The following is a 20516-nucleotide window of genomic DNA, read 5'->3' on the forward strand; positions in this document are numbered from 1 at the left end:
TTAAATGGAATTGTTATCACCAGTAGACACAATAAAAGGTGTTGGAGAAAAGATAACTAAATTATTAAATAAGTTAGGAGTATATACCATAGAGGATATACTCCTTTTTTTTCCGCGCACCTACTTAATATATCCATCACCATCGGTGCCAAATCCTGATAGTGTAGGAAGCTTAATTAGTATTTCAGGAAGAATAAAATATAGCCCTAAGGCTTTTCGTTCTAAAAGCAGGATGGATATTCTTTCTGTTACTGCTTATGTTGGAGATATACCAGTTGATTTGGTATGGTTCAATTCGAATTATCTAAAAGGGACATTCGAGCCAGGTAAAATATATGTGTTTTATGGCAGATTAATCAATGATAATGGCCATTACAAGATGTCTCAGCCACAGGTATTTGAGCAGGATAAATACGAGGCTATAAAGCAGCAAATTCTACCTATTTATCCCCTTTCTAAGGGTCTTAGCAATAATACCGTTACGAAGGCAGTGCGAGAGGCTTTGGAGCACTGTAGGGTTTCTGATGATAGATTGCCTATAGAGCTTGAAAACAAAAATCAATTTATGCCATATAGCCAAGCTATAAGCACATATCATTTCCCGGAAAGCTTTGATAAGCTTGTGCTTGCTAGAAAGCGTCTTGCTTATGAGGAAATGTTTTTCTTTATCTTAAATTCAAGGCTACAGGAAAACAATGTTGCTGCTTATCCTAATCAATTTGAGATTAGTCATCATAAAGAAGTAGATGATTTTATGGCGCAGTTGCCTTTTTCATTGACTAATGATCAACAAAAGGTTTTAGATGATATTCGCGAAGATTTGCTAGGTGAATTTGTTTCCCAACGATTGATACAAGGAGATGTAGGAAGCGGTAAAACGATTGTGGCTTTCCTTGCGATGCTTGATGCAGCGCTGTCAGGATATCAGTCTGCAATTATGGCACCAACAGAAGTTCTTGCAAAGCAGCATTACTACACATTTTCTAAATGGGTGGAGGATTCAGGGCTTGATATACCGGTTGCCTTATTTACAGGTTCAATGAAGGTCTCTGAGAAAAAAGCAATGCAAAAGCTTGTGGACGATAATTCTAATTGTATGATAATTGGAACACATGCTCTTATTTCTGAGGGAAGAGAGTTTAGGGAACTGGCTCTTGTAATCACAGATGAACAGCACCGTTTTGGTGTTCAGCAAAGAGATAAGCTTTCGGGAAAGGGCAATCATCCTCATATAATTGTAATGTCAGCTACACCAATTCCTCGTACACTTGCTATGATTCTATATGGAAATATGCACGTTTCAGCCATAAAAGAATTGCCAGCTAACAGACTTCCGATTAAGACCTGTGTAATCAAGGAAAGTATGAGAAAAAGCGCCTACAAATTCGTTGTAGATGAAATTGCAAAGGGGCATCAAGTGTATATTATTTGTCCTCTTGTGGAAGCATCAGAGACAACTGAAGCACAGAATGTAACTGACTATAGCAAAAAGCTTAAGGATTATCTTGGGGACGATTATCGTATAGGCGTATTACATGGCAAAATGAAGCCTGCTGAAAAGAATCAGGTTATGGATGAATTTGCAAGGCATGAGACAGATATTTTGGTTTCTACCACTGTTGTTGAGGTAGGCGTAAATGTACCTAATGCCACAGTAATGATGATTGAAAATGCCAATAGATTTGGACTTGCAGCTCTACATCAGCTTAGAGGAAGAGTTGGTAGAGGTGATGCACAAAGCTATTGTATTCTCATGAATGCCAGCCCTGACAATAGAGAATCGGAACGACTCAATATAATGCTTAAATCAAATGATGGATTTTATATTGCTAAGGAGGACTTAAAGCTTAGAGGTCCAGGAGATATGTTTGGCGTGCGACAAAGTGGTGAATTTAGCTTTAGGGTAGCAGATATATATCAGGATGCTGACGAATTAGAAATGGCTTCAGAAGATGTTGATATGATAATAAAAGAAGACCCAAACTTAGAATCACATCCTAAGCTTAGGTCCACACTTAACTCATTCCTCGCCGACCAGTTTTACGTGCTCTAGAGTTGGAGTTGCTATTAATGAATAATTAGTATAATAAACTACAAAGCCTGCTACTGAGCTAGCGGGCTTTTTTACGTTCTTCTTTTGGAGATAATCTATCTCGACTTTATCAGTGTCTCGTCCAGAAGAGTAGTAAGCTGCAAGCTCCGCTGCGTATTCGTACGTGCTGTCAGGCAATTCTTTTCCATTTGTTTTAACGATAACATGACTGCCATGGATTTTCTTGGTATGGAACCACCAATCGTTTCCTGTAGCAAATTTAAATGTGAGTTCATCATTTTGATAATTGTTTTTACCCACGTAAATATCAAAGCCATTGTCATCAATAAAGTGAAGAGGCTTGCTCTTTTTTGATTTTTCTTTTTTATTTCCTGCATGCTTTTTGATAAAACCATGGTCGGAAAGCTCGCGTCTGATATCTGCCAAATCTGTTTCATTTTCAGCAATATTAAGTGCAGCTTCGATTGATTTTAAAAGCTCTAATTCCTGCTTTGATTGTTCGATATAAGTATCAAGTGCTTCGGCAGTACGTTTAAGCTTTGCGTATTTATCGAAATATTTTTTTGCATTTTCTGATGCTGATAAATCAGGATCCAGGGGAATAGTGAGCTCATTGTTATCATAGTAATTGATTACTGTGATTGATTTATCCTGAGGCTTTGCACTATAACCGTAGGTGTGAAGCATTTCACCGTAAAGCTTATACTTATCGCGTTTTTGTGTATCTTTTAGTTGTTTGAGCTGTAAATCTAATTTTTTAGAAGCACGCTCAATGTGGTTTGAAATAATCTTTCGCAGATCAGATGATTTCTGCCTGATATTTGTGTAAGCATTTCTTTTAGCGTAAAACTCTACAAGCACCTGAGACATTGTAGGGTAATCTTTAGATTCCATATCTGCATACATAGAAAGTGGAATTGGAGCATACTCAAGTGGCTTATCGGTGCTTTGATCGATAACGATGTTGTAGCTGTAATTATTGTTATTGATATCATCCATCAATCCACTAAAAGCTGCATACAAGCGGTCTTTGTGCTCGTCGAATAAAGAAGCGTTGCTTGCATCTGAATCTATTGAAGCTCTATAACAGATTTCGTTGGCAATTGTAGGACTGATTCCAATAAAAGAAGACATAATAGCCTTGAATACTGAATTGCTTTGTTTTAGAACAACATTTTTAAAATAGTCTTCAGTTGCTTCGAAAGGATTGATTTTACCTTCCTGAGCAGGAATAAAATAATCTCTTCCAGGTAAAACTTCTCTGACTGAGCTGACTGATGCAGGAATATGCTTGATAGAATCGAGGATCATATTATCTTCGTTGCAGAAAATTATATTGGAATGCTTACCCATAATTTCTACATAAAGATATTTGAATGTGATATCGCCCATTTCATTCAAATGCTGAATTTTAAATCTCACTGCACGTTCAAGGCCAAGCTGACTGATTTCGATGATGCGTCCGGCGCCAATATGCTTTCTGAGAAGCATGCAAAAACCAGGTGCTGTCGCTGGAGCAGGTTTGTTATCTGAAGTGAGATACATAAAAGGGAGAGAAGCGTTGGCTGAGATTAGTAAACGCTTATTTCCATCTGGTGTATTTATTGTAATAAGTAGTTCTTCGCGCTCAGGCTGAGAAATTTTATTTATCTTTCCGTTTAATAATTTTTCGTTAAATTCATGCACAAGAGCATGAATTGAAATACCATCTAGTGCCATAGTTTAGTCCTTTCTCATATTGACTATAATCATACATTTAATTATAATAATTTACAACTATGTACACTTCAGATTATTGTCGAAAGAAATAGTCTAAAGTCTACTTATTTCGTTAAGGAGACACTTATGGTTCGTAGTATGACAGGATATGGCAAGGGCTTTGCAGAGAATAGTGATGCTCGTGTCACAATCGAAATGAAATCTGTTAATCACAGATATTTAGATTTAAATATCAAGCTTCCAAAGAAACTTAATTTCTTAGAAAGTCAAATTAGAAACAAAATCAGCGAAAGTATTTTCAGGGGTAAGGTAGATCTTTATATCACGCTAAATGAGCATGCAGATGCTTGCTATACAGTATCTGTTAATAATGCTATGGCCAAATCTTACTTAGATGCTATTTCAGATATGGCATCATCACTTGGCATTGATAACGATATGAAGGCTAGCAACATCGTCAGACTTCCTGATGTTATTGAGCTTGAGGAGAGCGATTCTGATGAGGATAGCTTAAAAGAGCTTGTAATGAGCGCTCTTTCGGATTGTATTGCTCAGTTTGTTGAATCGCGTATTGCAGAGGGCAAGCGCCTTCAGGCGGATCTTGTTTCTAAGATGGATGAAATGCTTACACTTGTAGATAAGCTTGAGGCCCGCAGCCCACAGATTATCGAGGAATACAAGGCTAAACTTTCAGCTAAGATAAAAGAGCTTCTTGATGACAATAAAATCGATGAGAATCGTATTGCTCAGGAAGTTACTATCTATGCAGATAAGGTTTGCATTGATGAGGAAATGGTTCGTCTTAAGAGCCATGTTGTGGAGACTCGCTCAGTATTTGATTTAGATAAAGAGGTTGGTAGAAAGCTTGACTTCCTTGCTCAGGAGCTCAATCGCGAAGCTAACACAATCCTTTCTAAATCTACCGATGTAGAAATCGCTGACATAGGTATCACTCTTAAGACACTTATTGAGAAAGTTAGAGAACAGATTCAGAATATAGAATAATATGTCATTTATTAATATTGGTTTTGGAAATATAATTAATAGTACAAAGATTGTATCTATGGTTACCTCCGACTCGGCACCTGCCAAGAGAATCGTTGCGAACGCAAAAGAAAAGGGCAATATCATCGATGCCACACAAGGACGTAGGACTAGGTGTGTGATTATATGCGACGATCACGTTGTTTTATCAGCACTAATGCCGGATACAATTGCAAATAGAATTAGCGATAATTCGTTTAAGGAGGACTTCGATAATGATTAATGATAAGGGCCTTGTTATTGTTCTTTCAGGCTTTTCAGGAGCCGGCAAAGGCACAATCATGAAGCATCTTTTAGATGCACATCCAAACGACTATAATCTTTCAATTTCTGCTACTACACGTAACATACGTGCAGGTGAGCAGGATGGTAGAGAATACTTCTTTAAGACTAGAGAAGAATTCGATTCCATGATAGAGAATGATGAGTTGCTTGAGTATGCCACATTCAATGGCAATTCTTACGGCACACCACGTGCTTATGTAGAGCAGCTTATTGAAAGAAAAAAGGATGTTATCCTTGAGATTGAGATTCAGGGTGCTCTTCAGGTTAAGAAAATGTACCCAGATGCATTGTTACTTTTCACAATGCCACCATCTGCCAAGGAGCTTGAAAACAGACTCGTAGGTAGAGGCACAGAGACACCTGAGGTTATTGCACAGCGTCTTGCAATTTCATGCAAGGAATCGCAGTACATGGGTCAGTATGATTACCTGATTGTAAATGATTCTTTAGAGAGAGCTGTAGATCAGGTTCATAATATAATTCAAGCTGAACATTTTAGAGTTGATAGAAATCGTTCAGCAATCAAAGAAATGCAAGAACAATTAAAGATGTTTGAAAGGAGCAATTAATTATGATACATCCATCTTATGTAGAACTTATGGAAAAGGTAAATGAGAACGTAGAGGTTGGCGAGGAGCCAGTTGTTAATAGTCGTTACACAATCGTTGCTGCAACAGCAAAGCGTGCACGTCAGATTATCGACGGTGCAGATCCACTTATCCCAGCTGAAAAGGGTGAAAAGCCACTTTCAATTGCTGTAAATGAGCTTAACGAAGGTGCTATCAAGATTATTAATGAGGATGCAAATAACTAATATATGAATGTACTATTTGTTTCTTTAGGTTGTGATAAAAACCTTGTTGATTCCGAGCATATGCTTGGTGATTTGATGGATAACGGATTTAGCATTTGTGACAGCGAAGAGGATGCAGATATCATTGTTGTCAACACATGTTCTTTTATAGCAGATGCTATGGAGGAAAGCATCCAGACCATCATCGATTTAGGCGCATACAAAGAAAACGGCCGTCTCAAAGGCTTGATTGTTACAGGTTGTTTGGGACAGCGTTTCACAGAAGATATTCTCAAGGATTTGCCAGAGGTTGATGCTATTATCGGCACCAATTCTTATGATGAGCTTGTTAATGCTATCAATATCATCCTTGAGAAACATGATGAAGTTCCTGTATTTAAGAAGGATTTAGTGGGGCTTCCTAGAGATGGCCGTAGAGTTCTTACTACAGGTGGTCATTATGCTTACCTTAAGATTGCAGAAGGCTGCAACAAACGTTGCACCTATTGTGCAATCCCATATATCCGTGGTAATTACCGTTCAGTTCCTATGGAACAGCTTATTGCAGAAGCCAAAGAACTGGTAGCTGGTGGTGTTAAGGAGCTTATCCTTGTTGCCCAGGAGACTACAGTTTACGGTATTGATATTTATGGCGGCAAAAGCCTTACAAAGCTTTTACACGAGCTGTGCAAAATCGAAGATCTTCAATGGATACGTATTCTTTATGCTTATCCAGAAGAAATCACTGATGAGTTGATTCAGTGTATGGCCACAGAGCCAAAGATTTGTCACTACATCGATATGCCTATACAGCATTGTAATGATGATATTCTTAAATCGATGGGTCGAAAGACCAACAAAGCAGATATTATGAATATCGCTGCAAGGCTAAGAAACGCCATGCCTGATATTTCTCTCAGAACTACACTTATTTGTGGTTTTCCTGGAGAGACAGAGGCTATGCATGAGGAGCTTCTTCAGTTTATTAAGGATATGTCATTTGATAGACTTGGTGCTTTCGCTTATTCCCGTGAAGATGGCACAGTAGCTGCCGAAATGGAGAATCAAGTGGAAGATTCCCTCAAGGAAAAATGGCTTGAAGAAGTTATGCTTTGTCAGAAAGATATTTCGCTTTCTAACAATGAAAAATACATCGGTCGTACATTAAAGGTTTTCATTGAGGGTAAGTTACCTGAAGATGGAGTCTTCATTGGTAGAACATATCGAGATACACCATCAGTTGATGGATTTATTTTTGTAAACAGTGAAACCGAGCTTGTTAGTGGTCAGTTCGTAGAAGTGACTGTTACAGGCTTTGATGAATATGATTTAATAGGAGATGTAAAGTTATGAATTTACCAAACAAATTAACACTATTTAGAGTAATTTTAATTCCTTTTTTTGTATTCTTTTTACTTTTAGGCAACGCTCTTGACGACAATCTTGCTCTTAGAATTTTGGCAGATTTAGTATTTATCGTTGCATCACTTACAGATATGCTTGATGGTAAGATTGCCAGAAAGTACAATCTTGTAACTAACTTTGGAAAGTTTATGGATCCACTTGCTGATAAGCTTTTGGTTTGCTCAGCTATGATTTGTCTTGTTGCAACAAAACAGCTTTATGCATGGTTCGTAATCATTATTGTAGCAAGAGAGTTTATTATCTCAGGCTTCAGACTTATTGCTGCTGAAAATGGTATTGTAATTGCAGCCAATATCTTTGGTAAGATTAAGACAGTTACTCAGATGATTATGATTATTATCTTAGTAGCTGTTGCAGGAAAGACACCTACATTCCTTTATGTACTTGGACAGATTTTTGTTTGGGTATCACTTGTAATGACAGTTCTTTCACTTGTTATTTATATTTACCAGAACAGCGAAGTTCTTAAGGAGCAGAAATAATGTCTATTTTGGAAGTTGTTAACAAGCTCAGTTCATTAAATAAATCAGTTGCCACTGCAGAATCCTGCACAGGTGGTTTGATTGCAAGCACAATAGTAGATGTGCCAGGGGCATCAGATTGTTTTAACGAGGGCTATGTTACTTATTCCAATGAAGCTAAAATGAAAAATCTTGGCGTAAGCCAGGAGACACTTGCTTCCTATGGTGCTGTCAGCAAACAGACTGCCTGCGAAATGGCCAGAGGAGTTAGGAATAGAGCCGGTGCCGATTTAGGTATAGCTTCAACAGGCATTGCAGGTCCAGGGGGCGGCACAGTAGAAAAGCCAGTTGGCCTTGTATATATTGCCTGTGCCTACAGCGATGACAAATGCACCTTTAGAGAACTGCACTTATCAGGCGACAGAAGTCAGGTGAGAAAAGCAGCAGCCAATGAGGCGATTAAACTATTAGCAGAATGTTTGGATTCATCCAATTAACATTGAGGGATTAGCGTGAGAGTAATTTCTGGAAATAATCGTGGTATGACATTACTTGCTCCAGAGGGCATGGATACACGTCCTACCACAGACAGAATCAAAGAAACACTTTTCAATATGATTGCCTACGATGTTCCAGAAGCCATTTTTTTAGATCTGTTTTCTGGAAGTGGTCAAATAGGTATCGAAGCTCTTAGTAGGGGCGCAAAAAGTGCAGTATTTGTAGAAAATGATAAAAAGGCTTATGATTGTGTAGAGAAGAATCTTGCGAAAGCACGACTTACTGATTCTTCTACTGTTTTGAAAATTGATTTTACGTCTGCTTTAAATAGGCTGGATAACCATGAAGCTTTCGATATAGTTTTTATGGATCCACCATATAACAAGCTTATCGAAAAAAAGGTTTTAGAGCAGCTCACAAATAAGCACTATATTACAGCTGATACTTTGATTATTGTTGAGGCCAGCCTTGATACTGAATTTGATTATGTATCAGAGCTAGGTTTTTCAATCGTCAAAGAAAAGCTATACAAGACTAATAAACATATATTTTTAAAGAAGGCGTAAAATGAAACGAGCAATTTATCCCGGAAGCTTTGATCCAATCACTTTTGGGCATCTAGATATTATTACCAGAGCCAGCAAGCTTTGTGATGAGTTGATTGTCGGTGTCTTAAATAACAAGCAAAAAAATCCGTTGTTTTCCATCGATGAACGTGTTAGTATGATAAAGGAATTGACTGACAATTTAGATAATGTTCATGTTGAATGTTTTGAAGGATTGTTGGTTGATTTTGCAAAAAAGAAAAATGCACAGGTTATTATCAGAGGTCTTAGAGCTGTTACTGATTTTGAAAATGAAATTCAGTTGGCGCAATCTAATAAAGTTCAATATCCAGACCTCGAAACCTTGTTTATGACTACATCTTTACAGTATTCATATTTGAGTTCTACAGTTGCAAAGGAATTTGCATCTTATGGAGGAGATATCAGCCTTTTTGTTCCACCACAGGTTATACCTCTCATAGAAGCCAAAATTAAAAATAAGGAGAAGTAAACACCATGGCAAGCGCAAGTAAAATTGAAGATATCATTGATGAGATTGAAGCTTATATTGATGATTGCAAACCATCAGCTTTTTCAACAAACAAAATAATTGTTAACAAGGATGAGCTTGAATCTTTACTTCAGGAGCTTCGTACAAAGACTCCAGATGAAATTAGAAAGTATCAGAGAATGATTGCTAATCGTGAGCAGATTCTTGCTGATGCAAAGGCTAAGGCAGACGAAATCATTAGCCGTGCTCAAGTTCAGACTAATGAGCTTGTTTCAGAGCATCAGATTATGCAGCAAGCATATGCTCAGGCAAATGAGGTTATTTTAATTGCTCAGAAAAATGCTCAGGAAAAGATTGATAGAGCTACTGAGGATGCTAATAATATTCGTATGGGAGCTATCGCATATACGGATGAGCTTCTTGCTAATATCCAGACAATCCTTAGCAACTCTATTGAGACAACCAGAGCTCGTGATGAGGCATTTTTAAATACAATGCAGGTATATCTTGATACTGTTGATGCTAACAGAGCATCATTAGTACCAGATTCTTTAAATGATGGTGACGATGATCCAGCATCAAGCCTTGAGGCTACTGGTGATAGTGCTATGCCTGAAATTAAGGAAGAGCCAAAGCGTGAAGCTGCTTCTGCATCATCAAATCAAGATGATGATGTTCCAGCACTTGACATTCCAGAACAGTTTTTTAATAAGGATTAATAACCAATTTGTTTAATTGGTTTTTGTAGATTTAAAGTATGCAAAGATTTTTACCAGTAAGTAAAAAAGATATGGAAGATCGAGGCATTACACAGCTTGACTTTGTTTATGTTTGTGGTGATGCATATGTAGATCATCCTTCATTTGGGGCGGCAATTATTTGCCGCCTTCTTGAATTAAATGGATATTCTGTCGGAATTATCCCACAGCCAGATTGGAAGAATGATGATTCCATAAATGCACTGGGAGAGCCACGACTAGGCTTTCTTGTTAGTGCTGGTAATATGGATTCTATGGTAAATCATTATAGTGTTTCAAAACATAGACGTGATTACGATAATTATTCTCCGGGCGGTAAAATCGGTCTTAGACCAGATTACGCCACAATCGTTTATTGTAATTTGATAAGGCACACATATAAAAAGAAGCCTATTATTATTGGAGGAATCGAGGCCTCTCTTAGACGTCTCGCTCATTATGACTATTGGTCAAATAAAGTTAGACGTTCAATACTTTTAGATTCTGGTGCTGACATTATCTCATATGGTATGGGTGAGCGTTCAATTATCGAAATTGCCGATTGCCTTGCATCTGGAATGGATGTAAAAGACATCACATACATCGATGGAACTGTATTTAAGACAAGAGACGCTTCTTTTACTGAGGATGGCCTTATTTTACCTTCCTATGAGGAAATAAAAGCAGATAAGGCTACTTATGCGAAAAGCTTTTACACTCAATACGTAAATACGGATGCGTTCACAGCAAAGAAGCTGGTTGAAACCTATGATGGAGCTATGTTCGTTATTCAGAATCCGCCTCAGAAGCCTCTTACAAGGCAGGAGATGGATGATGTTTATGCGATCGAATACATGCGCACCTATCATCCTATGTACGAGAAGGATGGAGGTATTCCAGCTATCAAAGAAGTTAAGTTTTCTTTGATTAGTAACAGAGGTTGTTTTGGAGGTTGTAATTTCTGTGCCCTTACTTTTCATCAGGGCCGAATTATTCAGTCTAGAAGCCATGAGTCTATCATAGATGAAGCAAAGCTTATCACTGAAGATCCTGATTTTAAGGGATATATACATGATGTTGGTGGCCCTACTGCCAACTTTAGAAATCCTTCATGTAAGAAGCAGCTTACAAAGGGAGTGTGCACTAATAGACAGTGCCTAGTGCCAGAAAAATGTCCAAATCTAGAAGTTGATCATAAGGATTATGTAGCCCTTCTGACAAAGCTTAGAAAGCTTCCTAAGGTAAAGAAAGTTTTCGTGCGCTCCGGAGTTCGTTTTGATTATGTAATGTACGATAAGGATGATACATTCCTTAGGGATTTATGCAAGTATCATATCAGTGGCCAATTAAAAGTTGCCCCTGAGCACATTTCTAATAATGTACTGGGGTACCTTGGAAAGCCGGATATATCTGTATATAATTCCTTCTGCGACAAATATGCAAAGATTAATAAAGAGCTTGGATTAAAACAGTATTTGGTACCATATTTAATGAGTTCACATCCAGGTTCGACTCTTGATGATGCTATTGCACTTGCAGAGTATTTACGTGATCATCATTTATCGCCAGAGCAGGTACAGGATTTTTACCCTACACCAAGCACAATCTCAACTACAATGTATTACACAGAGATTGACCCAAGGGATATGAAACCTGTCTACATTTGTAAGAATCCTCACGAAAAGGCTATGCAGCGTGCTCTTATTCAGTATAAGCGACCAGAAAACTATGATCTTGTAAAAGAGGCTTTGCTGAAGGCTGGCCGTGAAGATTTAATTGGATTCGGTGAAGAATGCTTGATTCCACCAAGAAAGATAAAAGGCAAAGATTTCAAAAAGACTGATGGTTTTAAGGGAAATACTAATCATAAAAATTCAAGCCATGAGAACTCTAAGAAATCTGAGCATGTAAATAAAAATAAATCAGCTAGAAATAAGAATTCTGGCAAGCAAAGTAGACCAAATGAAAGAACTAAGAATAGAAAAAAGCGATAGCAATCAGCGTTTTGATAAGTATTTAAAGCGTGTTCTTCCCAATGCAAGTACAAGCTTTATTTACAAGATGCTTCGCAAAAAGAATATTACACTTAATGATAAAAAAGCTGATGGTTCAGAAAAGCTTAATACAGGTGATGATGTAAAGATATGGTTTTCTGATGAGACATTTGAAAAAATGGCAGGTACATCAGATAAGGATCTGCTTTATTATTCAATCAAAGAAATTGATAACGACATAGATATTGTCTTTGAAGATGATGATATGATAATTATCAATAAGCCTGCTGGTGTTAAATCCCAAAAGGATGCACCATCTGATGTTTCTATCAATGAGATGGCAATATCTTATTTGATTGCATCTGACCAGCTTTCAGAGGAAAGCTTTAAGCATTTTCATCCGAGCGTATGCAATAGGCTTGATAGAAATACATCTGGCATTGTGCTGTTTGCAAAGAATCTTCATGCAGCACAACAGCTTGGCGCAGCTCTTAAAGAAAGAAGCTGCAAAAAGCTATATCGAGCGGTGGTACTAGGCAGGATTGATGATAATCAGCAGATAGAAGGCTTTCTATCTAAGGATGAAGCTACAAATAAAGTTTCTATCAGTGAGAAAGAAACAAAGGATTCTAAGCCTATAAAGACAGCTTATAGACCTATTTCACATGTTGGAGATGATTTCACATTACTTGAGATTCATCTTATTACTGGCCGCACTCATCAGATTAGAGCCCATTTGGCGTCCATAGGACATCCAATTTTAGGTGATAATAAATACGGAAATACGATAATTAATAAAGAACGCAAAGTTAGAGGACAACTTCTTCATGCATATTCAATTGAGTTTGAAGATGGAAGAAAGTTTGTCTGCGATTTGCCAAGGGAGTTTAATGGCTACTTATAAATCAAGGGGCTTAAGAGGCTCCACCTTTGAAGAATTTATAAATAAAACAAATGAGGTCTACGCTGAGAATGGCTTAGCTCTTATTCAAAAAATCCCTACGCCGATTACGCCTATTGATATGGATACAAAGGGGCATATTACTCTTGCATATTTTGATCAGAAATCTACTGTCGATTACGTAGGTGCTATTCAGGGAATCCCTGTATGTTTCGATGCCAAAGAGTGTAATAAGGATACGTTTCCTTTGCAAAATATTCATCAGCACCAGGTGGATTTTATGGGCAAGTGGGAATCCCAGGATGGACTCGCATTTATTCTTATTTTCTTTAGTGAGAGGGATGTTTATTACTATCTTACATATGAAAAACTAAAGGAATTCTGGGATAGAATGTTAGAGGGCGGAAGGAAGAGCTTTCGAATTGAAGAATTAGATGAAAAATACTTCTTTGTCACTAAGCCTAATTTGCTTGTTCCGTATCTAGATATGATTAATGTAGATTTGAGCTCTAGAAATTAGTGTAGAATTGTTACAATTCAGTGCAAGACAGATTGTCACTTGTTGTGTTGTTATATTATAAAAAATAATTGATATAGCAAAAGGCGGAGACGAAATGGAATTAAAAATAGCAATATGCGACGATGATAAAGCTGATAGAGATAGAATTGCTAACCTTGTAGATGATTATTTGAAAGATAATAATATTTCAGCAGATGTTAAAGTGTTTAATCATCCCGATTCTTTGATAGAAGAATGTGAGGAATTTAGACCTCATATATATGTGCTTGATATTGTTATGCCTATGGTAACTGGCATAGAAGCAGCAAGGGAGCTTAGATGGAATCAGCCTGAGGCTCAGATTATTTTTGCTACATCAGAAAGCTCATTTGCACTGGAGTCCTTTGATGTTAACCCTATAAATTATATTCTTAAGCCAGTGCAAAAGGATAAGTTATATAGCACTTTGGATATGGCTATATCTCGTGTCGATTTAGAGAATGATAAGAGCATTGTTATAAAGGTAAAGGGCGGGTATCAGACACTTCGTATAGACGATATACTTTTCATAGAATATCGTAATCATGTTGTGTCGTATCATCTGCATTCAGGAGAAGTTGTTTCAACACCTACTCTAAGAATTGGGTTTTCTGAATACCTGGAAGAAAATCATAAAGGTCAGTTGTTTGTCAGATGCCATGAATCTATTGCTGTAAATATTTCATCCATTGACAAGCTTACAAAGACAGATATCACCCTCAGAAACAAAGAAGTAATTCCTGTATCGAAAAGTAGATATTCTCAGGTAATGGAAGCTTACATGGATTATAGATTTTAAATTAAGTGTAAAACAGAGTTGAATCAGTGCGATTCAGCTCTGTTTTTTTATATGCTTTAAAATACAAACAAATATTAATAAATGAGGAAACGTTATGACAAGAGAAAATCAAGTGTACGACATTCCAAAAAGAGACGGTAGTGTTTGGCCGAATGACATTTGCCCAGCATATACACCAAGAGAGGACTCTATTGACTGTATAAAAGGATGCTGGTACTGCAAATATGCAGATTTTCATCTTCAGGAAGAAACTGCTTTAGAGGTGGGGATTTGTAATTGGCCAAAGAAGATAAAAATAAATTAAGTTAGGAGAGGGAATATGATTCTATTAATAGATACTACAAAAGATAGTCAAGGAAATGTTTTGGCGAAGCGAGCCAGGCTGAACGTGGAGTTGCTTTTCTTGAAAGCCTTCCAAAGTACCTGGGTGTTAGATGTGGTGGTATATTAACTGGTGGAAATAATTTCAACGTAAGATTTTTTGAAGAGGAAGAAAAAAGAGTAACTGAATTATATCAAGAAATAGTCGAATTTTATGTAAAGGATAATGGATTTAGTAGAGAAGTTGCAAAGAAATTTGCAGGGCCTGATTATTATCCGCTTCCTTTAAGAATTTTACTTGGTATCATGTTTAAAACTACTTTTGTAAAAAAGATGGAAGGAGTTGCTTCAAGCTTAGGCTGCACTAAGCCGCTTAACTATAGACCCTGGAGTTAATACTATTTGAATGAATTATAGATAGTGTTATCATAGTTATGAAAATATGACGGGAGATAATCAATGAAACAGATTCTTTTAGGGGCTATTTTTCTCAGTATATTAGCCATGTTTTTTGAAGGCTATATTGTATTTAAAAATCTAAAAAATAAGCTACATGCATATCTGTTTTTGAACTGTGTTGTGATGATAGTTAATAATATAGGCTATCTGCTGCAACTGGTATCTAAAACAGAGGATGCATATATTGCAGCGCTTAAGTTTTCATATGCGGGAAGAGTTTGGATTCTGTTCTCACTGTTTATGTTTTCTGCGGAGCTTTGTCATGTGGCTTTACCCAAATTTCTTATAAATGGCTTTATCATATTTGATATTGCCGTTTATTTTGTTGTGTTCACATTTCAACAACACAGTCTGTACTATTCAATGACTTATTTTGATAAGAGAAAACTGTTTCCAGTACTGTTGCATAGAAATGGAATTATTCACAACATCTTTATGATGTATCAGGTTGTGATAATAGTAATAGTCTTTTACTGGCTAATAAAATCATTTATAAACTGCACAGGTAAGACAGCAAGAAAACGAATATTGATTATTATTGCAGGCTTTCTGATTGAAACAATCCTATATCTTATTCAGATATTACACTTGCTCTTTATTACATATTTCTTTGATATTTCAGTTTTGGGAAACGTAGTCCTTACTATATTCATATTCATCGCAATCTTTAGATACAATCTGTTGGGTATCATAGATTTAGCAAAAGAATATATCATAGATAGGCTTTCTGAAGGAGTGATAGCAGTAGATTCAGAGGGGAACCTTCAGTACTATAACGAGCATGTTAAAGAATTATTTCCTGATATCAATGTAAGCCCTGATGAAGTAATTAATAAGCTGCAGCAAGTTATATCCACCGGAGGGTCTCTAACTTTTGGGGATAGATTTTATACTCCAGAGAGGAAGGAGCTTTTTGTTGATGATGAGATTATTGGAGAGCTTTATGCGCTAATTGATACTACTGTTCTTAAGCAAAATGAATATAAGCTGAAATCAGAAGCAGCCATACTGGAAATGGCAGCAAGTAAAATGCGAGAGCGTTTACTTACGACAGAGGAATTAATTAAACAAGATAGAGCAATGCGTCATGATAGAAGACATTTTGAGGCTCTGTTATTATCCCTACTTCAAGAGGGAAATATAGATAAAGCGAAACAATGCCTTGAGGAACGTATGGCAATTGAGCCAAGGTCCGCAAAGCGTTACTGCGATAATGCTACTGTAAATGCGGCTCTAACTCACTATGTAAACATTGCTGAGAATAATGGTATTAAAACTATCGTATATACGAATATTCCTTTTGAGCTTTCAATTGATGAAATGAAGCTTGCTATTGTTATTAGTAATTTATTAGAGAATGCTATTCATGCTTGCGAAGCTCTTCCTGAAGGTAAGCGATTTATTGAAGTAACTGCCAAGTATAAAAGCCAGCTTTTGATTGAAGTTGTAAATTCTTGTGAAGGAATGGTTTCGCTTGATGACAAGGGGCATCCTTATAGCTTAGAAGCTAACCATGGAGTTGGCACAAAAAGTGTGCTTGCTTTCATAGAAGAAGTAGATGGTGACATTAGATATATCGCTGAAGATGAGGTGTTTAAAGTTAGATTAATTCTATGATATGATTGGAGATATGTATTAGATGTTAAAGCTTGGTGAAGAATGGAAATGTAGAGAATTAGAGTTCCAGACAGATTATTGAGTTTAATATTTTTGTATAAAAGAGGTTAGTTTTTATGAAATTTAGTGATAGTTGCGCCGCTTGCATGTACAATCGTCAATGCGCTAAAACAGACAATGCAGATTATCTTAAAAAGATAAAAGATATATTGGATAATAGGCCAGCTGATATTACAAGCTCAGAGCTAGTTATGCAATTCAACGAACTACATGAAAAGTATATAGGGCCATTGGATGATTTGTCTGCTGAAAAAAAGGAATATAATGATTTAGTTCTTTCTATGGAAGACGATATCAGAAAAGACATAGAAGCAAGTGTAGATCCTCTTGCAACATCGATTATCATGGCTAGAATTGGAAATTATATTGATTTTGCAGCTCTTGATTCAGTTGATAAAGAAACATTTATTGGTTTATTTGATAATACGAAAATGAGTGAGGCTGAAATGGAAGTTTATGATTCTTTTTGTAGACAGTGCTCTAAAGCCAAGAGTTTTCTGCTTTTAACTGACAACTGCGGGGAAATAGTTTTAGATAAACTTATGTTGGAACAATTAAAAAAGAGATTCCCTAATTTGGAAATCACTGTTATGGTTAGAGGTGCTGATATATATAATGATGCTACCTTAGAAGATGCAAGATATGTGGGACTTGATACTCTAGGTACTATAATTACCAACGGCAGAAGAATGGCAGGCACAGTCTACAAAATGCTTCCTGATAAGGCAAAATCTGTAATTGATAATTCAGATATAATATTTGCGAAAGGCCAGGCTAATTATGAATCTTTTGCTGGCGAAGGACATCATGCATTCTATACATTCTTATGTAAATGCGACTTGTTTATAAATCGATTTAATGTACCAAAACTGACAGGGATATTTGTAGAGGAATGATTATTAAAAATATGAAACGACTTTTAAATTCCAATCATCTTAAACTAATCGCAATAATCGCAATGACCATAGATCATGGGGCTGATTTGCTGTATCCAGGATTCCCTTTAGAGGCTGGGGCATTTGTATTGCATTTTATTGGACGTATTACAGCACCAATCATGTGGTTCTTTATCTGCGAGGGATATCATTACACGAAAGATGCAAAGAAATATATGATGCGTCTTGGCATATTTGCCTTGATTTCTCACTTTGCATATTGTTTTTGCTTTGGAATCAGTTTAAATCCTTTTACTGGAAGCATATTTAATAGAACAAGCGTAATGTATCCGCTGTTTATTGCAGTGGTTGTTCTTTATTTAGAGGATAATTGGAAGGCTGATATTTGGCTGCTTAAGCGATGTGTTATTACCATCCTCATATTAAGTACGTTCCCTGCTGATTGGAGCTGTATAGCAGTGCTTGCTATTTTATGGATGTACGATAAAAGAGGTAATTTAGAAAAGCAAATGATAGGAATGCTTGGGTGGGTTGCTGTTTATGGCATCGTCTCCTTTTTATTTGTCAGCAAAGTATACGCAGTTGAATTAGTTGGGGTATTAACTGTATATCCGATTTTGAAGCTATATAATGGAACACGCGGTAATGCAAGATTCATGAAATGGGTTTTCTATATTTATTATCCTTTACATTTATTTATTATTGGACTAATTCGTATATACGTATATGGAAATATTAATATTTGTATTTAGCATAAGTGTAAAACAGGCATAAAACAGTGTGGTCTATGCCTGTTTTTTTATTGATGTTATTATATTTATAGATAAAATAATGGATAACAGGTAACGGAGGAGTTTAATTATGGATAACAAATTTATTGCGTATTGTGGTTTGGATTGTGAGAGTTGTGAGGCTCGGTTAGCGACAATTAATGATGACAATGAACTTAGAAAAAAGGTTGCAAAAGAATGGTCAGAAATGAACAAGGCTGATATTAGGCCAGAAATGATTAATTGTGTAGGCTGTAGAATGGAAGGAATCAAGTTTGCATATTGTGAATCTATGTGTCCTGTAAGACAGTGCGCAATGGCAAAAGAAATGGATACATGTGGTACTTGTAAAGAAATTAACTCTTGCCCTAAAGTAGGCGCTATTATAAATAATAGTCTAGAGGCAAAAGAACGTCTGCTAGGAAAATAGGAACATCTGATAAGTATGAAACTATTATGGAGGGAGGAGAGCACTGGTTCCATACGGATGAGCAAATGCGATTTTGAATAATTGGATGCAAATGTGCAGAGGAAAGTAAATGGAGAAACGTGTTAAAAGATATATCATATCAACATATTTAGTATTTTGGTTTATGGTTCTTGGAATTTGTGGGACAGCTAGCATGGTTTTTCACTGTCCTCCTGTTGTGATGAGAGTGCTTTCAAATGTTTGTGCCTGGGCGCCTACTATAGTTCTGTTAGCTGGGTTTAGATATTTTTGTCCGAATCAATCTATAGGTGGTTTTTATAAGAGGGCCTTTAGCGGCAAGATATCTCTTTTAAAGCTAATAATGGCTGGCGGTATTACATTAACGGCAACTCTTATTACAGTATTTTTATTATCTATCGTACAGGGGAAGTCCTTTCAGTCATACTGGGAGCTGGGAGCATATCCATTGTGGGCATCGTTTTTATTTTCGATAACTACTGGTCCGACTGGAGAAGAATCTGGATGGAGAGGATACTTGAGGCCATATCTTAACTCAAAATATAGCTTCTTTTATGCAAGCATGCTCCAGGGAATTATCTGGGCTTTCTGGCATACAGTTTTGTGGTTTGTAGATTCAGATTTTCAAGGTCTAGATATGCTTCCATACATTGTCTCAAATATAATTGTAATGAGTGGTCTTTGCTTTATTATGAATTATTTTATGGAAGGCAATGATAATCTTATTTATGGAATCGTGGTTCATTTTTGCTTTAACTTTTTGTATTGCTTTTTGAATGTAGGGATTCTATTTTATGCAATACTTTCTTTAGTCTATATTTTGCTTATTGGAATAATATATTTTTTAGTAAAGAGGCGATAGCGATATGCTATACGATCGCATGGGATACATTCGCAAGGTTTATTCTTAGTATTTTGCAATCATTTTATTAATTTAAGCTAGATACATGCAATAATAGGAGCTTTATTAAAGAGAATTGCATGTAAATATTGAAATTATAGTTGGTTACATGCAAAATGAAGTTGGTATCTAAAGTGATTTGCAAGTATTTAAAGAAAAGTGTTTCAGATACATGCAAATGGATTTTATACAACCTTAATTACAGCATGTATATAATTGATATTGCTTAGATACATGCAATTTAGATTAATGGAAGCAAAAGTAGTTTAGGAGATAAGACCTATGAAACTAAGAAATGTATTAATTGTAGTAAAAGACATACAAAAATCTAAGAAGTATTATCATGATTTATTCGGTCTTGATATGATTTTAGATAATGATGGTAATATGATTTTGACAGAGGGGTTAGTACTTCAGGAAGAAAAGTACTGGAAGGAATTTCTTGGAAAGGACACTGTTTGGAAGGGAAACTGTAGTGAGCTTTACTTTGAGGAATCAAATATTGAGGAATTCTTAGAAAAGCTTTTAAAACTATATCCAGATACTGAATTCGTAAATACGTTAATGACTCATTCCTGGGGACAGAAAGTGATTCGCTTCTATGATCTCGATGGAAATCTTATAGAGGTAGGAACGCCAGCGTAAAGGATTCTTTAATAAGGCAAGGCCGCAAAATTTGATGGTCTTGCCTTATTTGCATTATAATAAAGGTACATTGTTGACTTAGAGTGTATTATAATG

At 36.4% G+C, this 20516-nt stretch carries 23 protein-coding genes; 22 read left to right on the forward strand and 1 reads right to left on the reverse strand.

Annotated features, from left to right (window positions below; all coding sequences use genetic code 11):
* Nucleotides 1-4: 4 nt before the first annotated feature.
* On the forward strand, nt 5-2053 hold the full coding sequence (recG, locus tag T498_RS0113355) for an ATP-dependent DNA helicase RecG (RefSeq protein ID WP_028236361.1): 2049 nt from the start codon (nt 5-7) through the stop codon (nt 2051-2053).
* Here the strand turns inward: recG and T498_RS0113360 are convergent.
* Nucleotides 2021-3772, reverse strand: a complete 1752-nt coding sequence (locus tag T498_RS0113360; protein WP_028236362.1) for an Rqc2 family fibronectin-binding protein — start codon at nt 3770-3772, stop codon at nt 2021-2023. The two genes, recG and T498_RS0113360, sit on opposite strands and share 33 nt — an antisense overlap.
* A 126-nt stretch (nt 3773-3898) precedes the next feature.
* Here T498_RS0113360 and T498_RS0113365 point away from each other — a divergent pair, with 126 nt between their 5' ends.
* The 21 genes from T498_RS0113365 to T498_RS0113470 all read left to right on the forward strand — a co-directional run bounded on the left by T498_RS0113365 (nt 3899) and on the right by T498_RS0113470 (nt 20420).
* A complete protein-coding gene (locus T498_RS0113365; RefSeq protein WP_028236363.1) occupies nt 3899-4777 on the forward strand; it encodes a YicC/YloC family endoribonuclease in 879 nt (292 codons plus the stop codon).
* 1 nt (nt 4778) lies between these two features.
* Entirely contained in the window at nt 4779-5039 is a 261-nt protein-coding gene (locus T498_RS0113370) for an extracellular matrix/biofilm biosynthesis regulator RemA family protein (RefSeq protein WP_028236364.1), read from the forward strand.
* Complete coding sequence (gmk, locus tag T498_RS0113375) at nt 5032-5670, forward strand: guanylate kinase (RefSeq protein ID WP_330372371.1); 639 nt, start codon at nt 5032-5034, stop codon at nt 5668-5670. Before T498_RS0113370 ends, gmk begins: the two co-directional genes overlap by 8 nt.
* Before the next feature lie 2 nt (nt 5671-5672).
* Complete coding sequence (gene rpoZ, locus T498_RS0113380) at nt 5673-5915, forward strand: DNA-directed RNA polymerase subunit omega (protein ID WP_028236366.1); 243 nt, start codon at nt 5673-5675, stop codon at nt 5913-5915.
* A 3-nt stretch (nt 5916-5918) separates the two neighbouring features.
* Nucleotides 5919-7247, forward strand: a complete 1329-nt coding sequence (gene rimO, locus T498_RS0113385) for a 30S ribosomal protein S12 methylthiotransferase RimO (protein ID WP_028236367.1) — start codon at nt 5919-5921, stop codon at nt 7245-7247.
* Nucleotides 7244-7801 carry a CDP-diacylglycerol--glycerol-3-phosphate 3-phosphatidyltransferase gene (gene pgsA / locus T498_RS0113390; protein WP_028236368.1) on the forward strand — a complete coding sequence of 186 codons (558 nt, stop codon included), beginning with the start codon at nt 7244-7246 and terminating at the stop codon, nt 7799-7801. Before rimO ends, pgsA begins: the two co-directional genes overlap by 4 nt.
* On the forward strand, nt 7801-8277 hold the full coding sequence (locus tag T498_RS0113395; RefSeq protein WP_028236369.1) for a CinA family protein: 477 nt from the start codon (nt 7801-7803) through the stop codon (nt 8275-8277). Before pgsA ends, T498_RS0113395 begins: the two co-directional genes overlap by 1 nt.
* 15 nt (nt 8278-8292) lie before the next feature.
* Complete coding sequence (gene rsmD / locus T498_RS0113400) at nt 8293-8844, forward strand: 16S rRNA (guanine(966)-N(2))-methyltransferase RsmD (protein ID WP_028236370.1); 552 nt, start codon at nt 8293-8295, stop codon at nt 8842-8844.
* Nucleotide 8845: 1 nt separating this feature from the next.
* A complete protein-coding gene (coaD, locus tag T498_RS0113405; protein ID WP_028236371.1) occupies nt 8846-9334 on the forward strand; it encodes a pantetheine-phosphate adenylyltransferase in 489 nt (162 codons plus the stop codon).
* Nucleotides 9335-9339: 5 nt separating this feature from the next.
* Nucleotides 9340-10053, forward strand: a complete 714-nt coding sequence (locus T498_RS15875) for an ATPase (RefSeq protein WP_036978593.1) — start codon at nt 9340-9342, stop codon at nt 10051-10053.
* A gap of 38 nt (nt 10054-10091) precedes the next feature.
* A complete protein-coding gene (locus T498_RS15880; RefSeq protein ID WP_036978596.1) occupies nt 10092-12065 on the forward strand; it encodes a YgiQ family radical SAM protein in 1974 nt (657 codons plus the stop codon).
* A complete protein-coding gene (locus tag T498_RS0113420) occupies nt 12034-12969 on the forward strand; it encodes an RluA family pseudouridine synthase (RefSeq protein WP_028236372.1) in 936 nt (311 codons plus the stop codon). Before T498_RS15880 ends, T498_RS0113420 begins: the two co-directional genes overlap by 32 nt.
* Nucleotides 12956-13486: a Holliday junction resolvase RecU gene (locus tag T498_RS0113425; protein WP_028236373.1), complete on the forward strand. Its 531-nt coding sequence runs from the start codon at nt 12956-12958 to the stop codon at nt 13484-13486. Before T498_RS0113420 ends, T498_RS0113425 begins: the two co-directional genes overlap by 14 nt.
* A gap of 94 nt (nt 13487-13580) precedes the next feature.
* Complete coding sequence (locus tag T498_RS0113430; RefSeq protein ID WP_036978598.1) at nt 13581-14303, forward strand: LytR/AlgR family response regulator transcription factor; 723 nt, start codon at nt 13581-13583, stop codon at nt 14301-14303.
* Nucleotides 14304-14397: 94 nt separating this feature from the next.
* Entirely contained in the window at nt 14398-14607 is a 210-nt protein-coding gene (locus T498_RS0113435) for a hypothetical protein (protein WP_028236375.1), read from the forward strand.
* 476 nt (nt 14608-15083) lie between these two features.
* Nucleotides 15084-16700: a histidine kinase N-terminal 7TM domain-containing protein gene (locus T498_RS16395; RefSeq protein WP_051524825.1), complete on the forward strand. Its 1617-nt coding sequence runs from the start codon at nt 15084-15086 to the stop codon at nt 16698-16700.
* A gap of 116 nt (nt 16701-16816) precedes the next feature.
* Nucleotides 16817-17656: a damage-control phosphatase ARMT1 family protein gene (locus tag T498_RS0113450; RefSeq protein WP_028236376.1), complete on the forward strand. Its 840-nt coding sequence runs from the start codon at nt 16817-16819 to the stop codon at nt 17654-17656.
* An 11-nt stretch (nt 17657-17667) separates the two neighbouring features.
* Nucleotides 17668-18408 carry a TraX family protein gene (locus T498_RS0113455; protein ID WP_242839238.1) on the forward strand — a complete coding sequence of 247 codons (741 nt, stop codon included), beginning with the start codon at nt 17668-17670 and terminating at the stop codon, nt 18406-18408.
* Nucleotides 18409-18517: 109 nt separating this feature from the next.
* A complete protein-coding gene (locus T498_RS0113460; protein ID WP_028236378.1) occupies nt 18518-18856 on the forward strand; it encodes a DUF3795 domain-containing protein in 339 nt (112 codons plus the stop codon).
* 109 nt (nt 18857-18965) lie between these two features.
* A complete protein-coding gene (locus T498_RS0113465; protein ID WP_028236379.1) occupies nt 18966-19736 on the forward strand; it encodes a CPBP family intramembrane glutamic endopeptidase in 771 nt (256 codons plus the stop codon).
* Nucleotides 19737-20057: 321 nt separating this feature from the next.
* Nucleotides 20058-20420 (forward strand): VOC family protein, encoded by a 363-nt coding sequence (locus T498_RS0113470; protein ID WP_028236380.1) that lies wholly within the window; start codon nt 20058-20060, stop codon nt 20418-20420.
* Nucleotides 20421-20516 lie beyond the last annotated feature (96 nt).

Source organism: Pseudobutyrivibrio sp. MD2005, assembly GCF_000621865.1.
Lineage (GTDB): Bacteria > Bacillota > Clostridia > Lachnospirales > Lachnospiraceae > Pseudobutyrivibrio.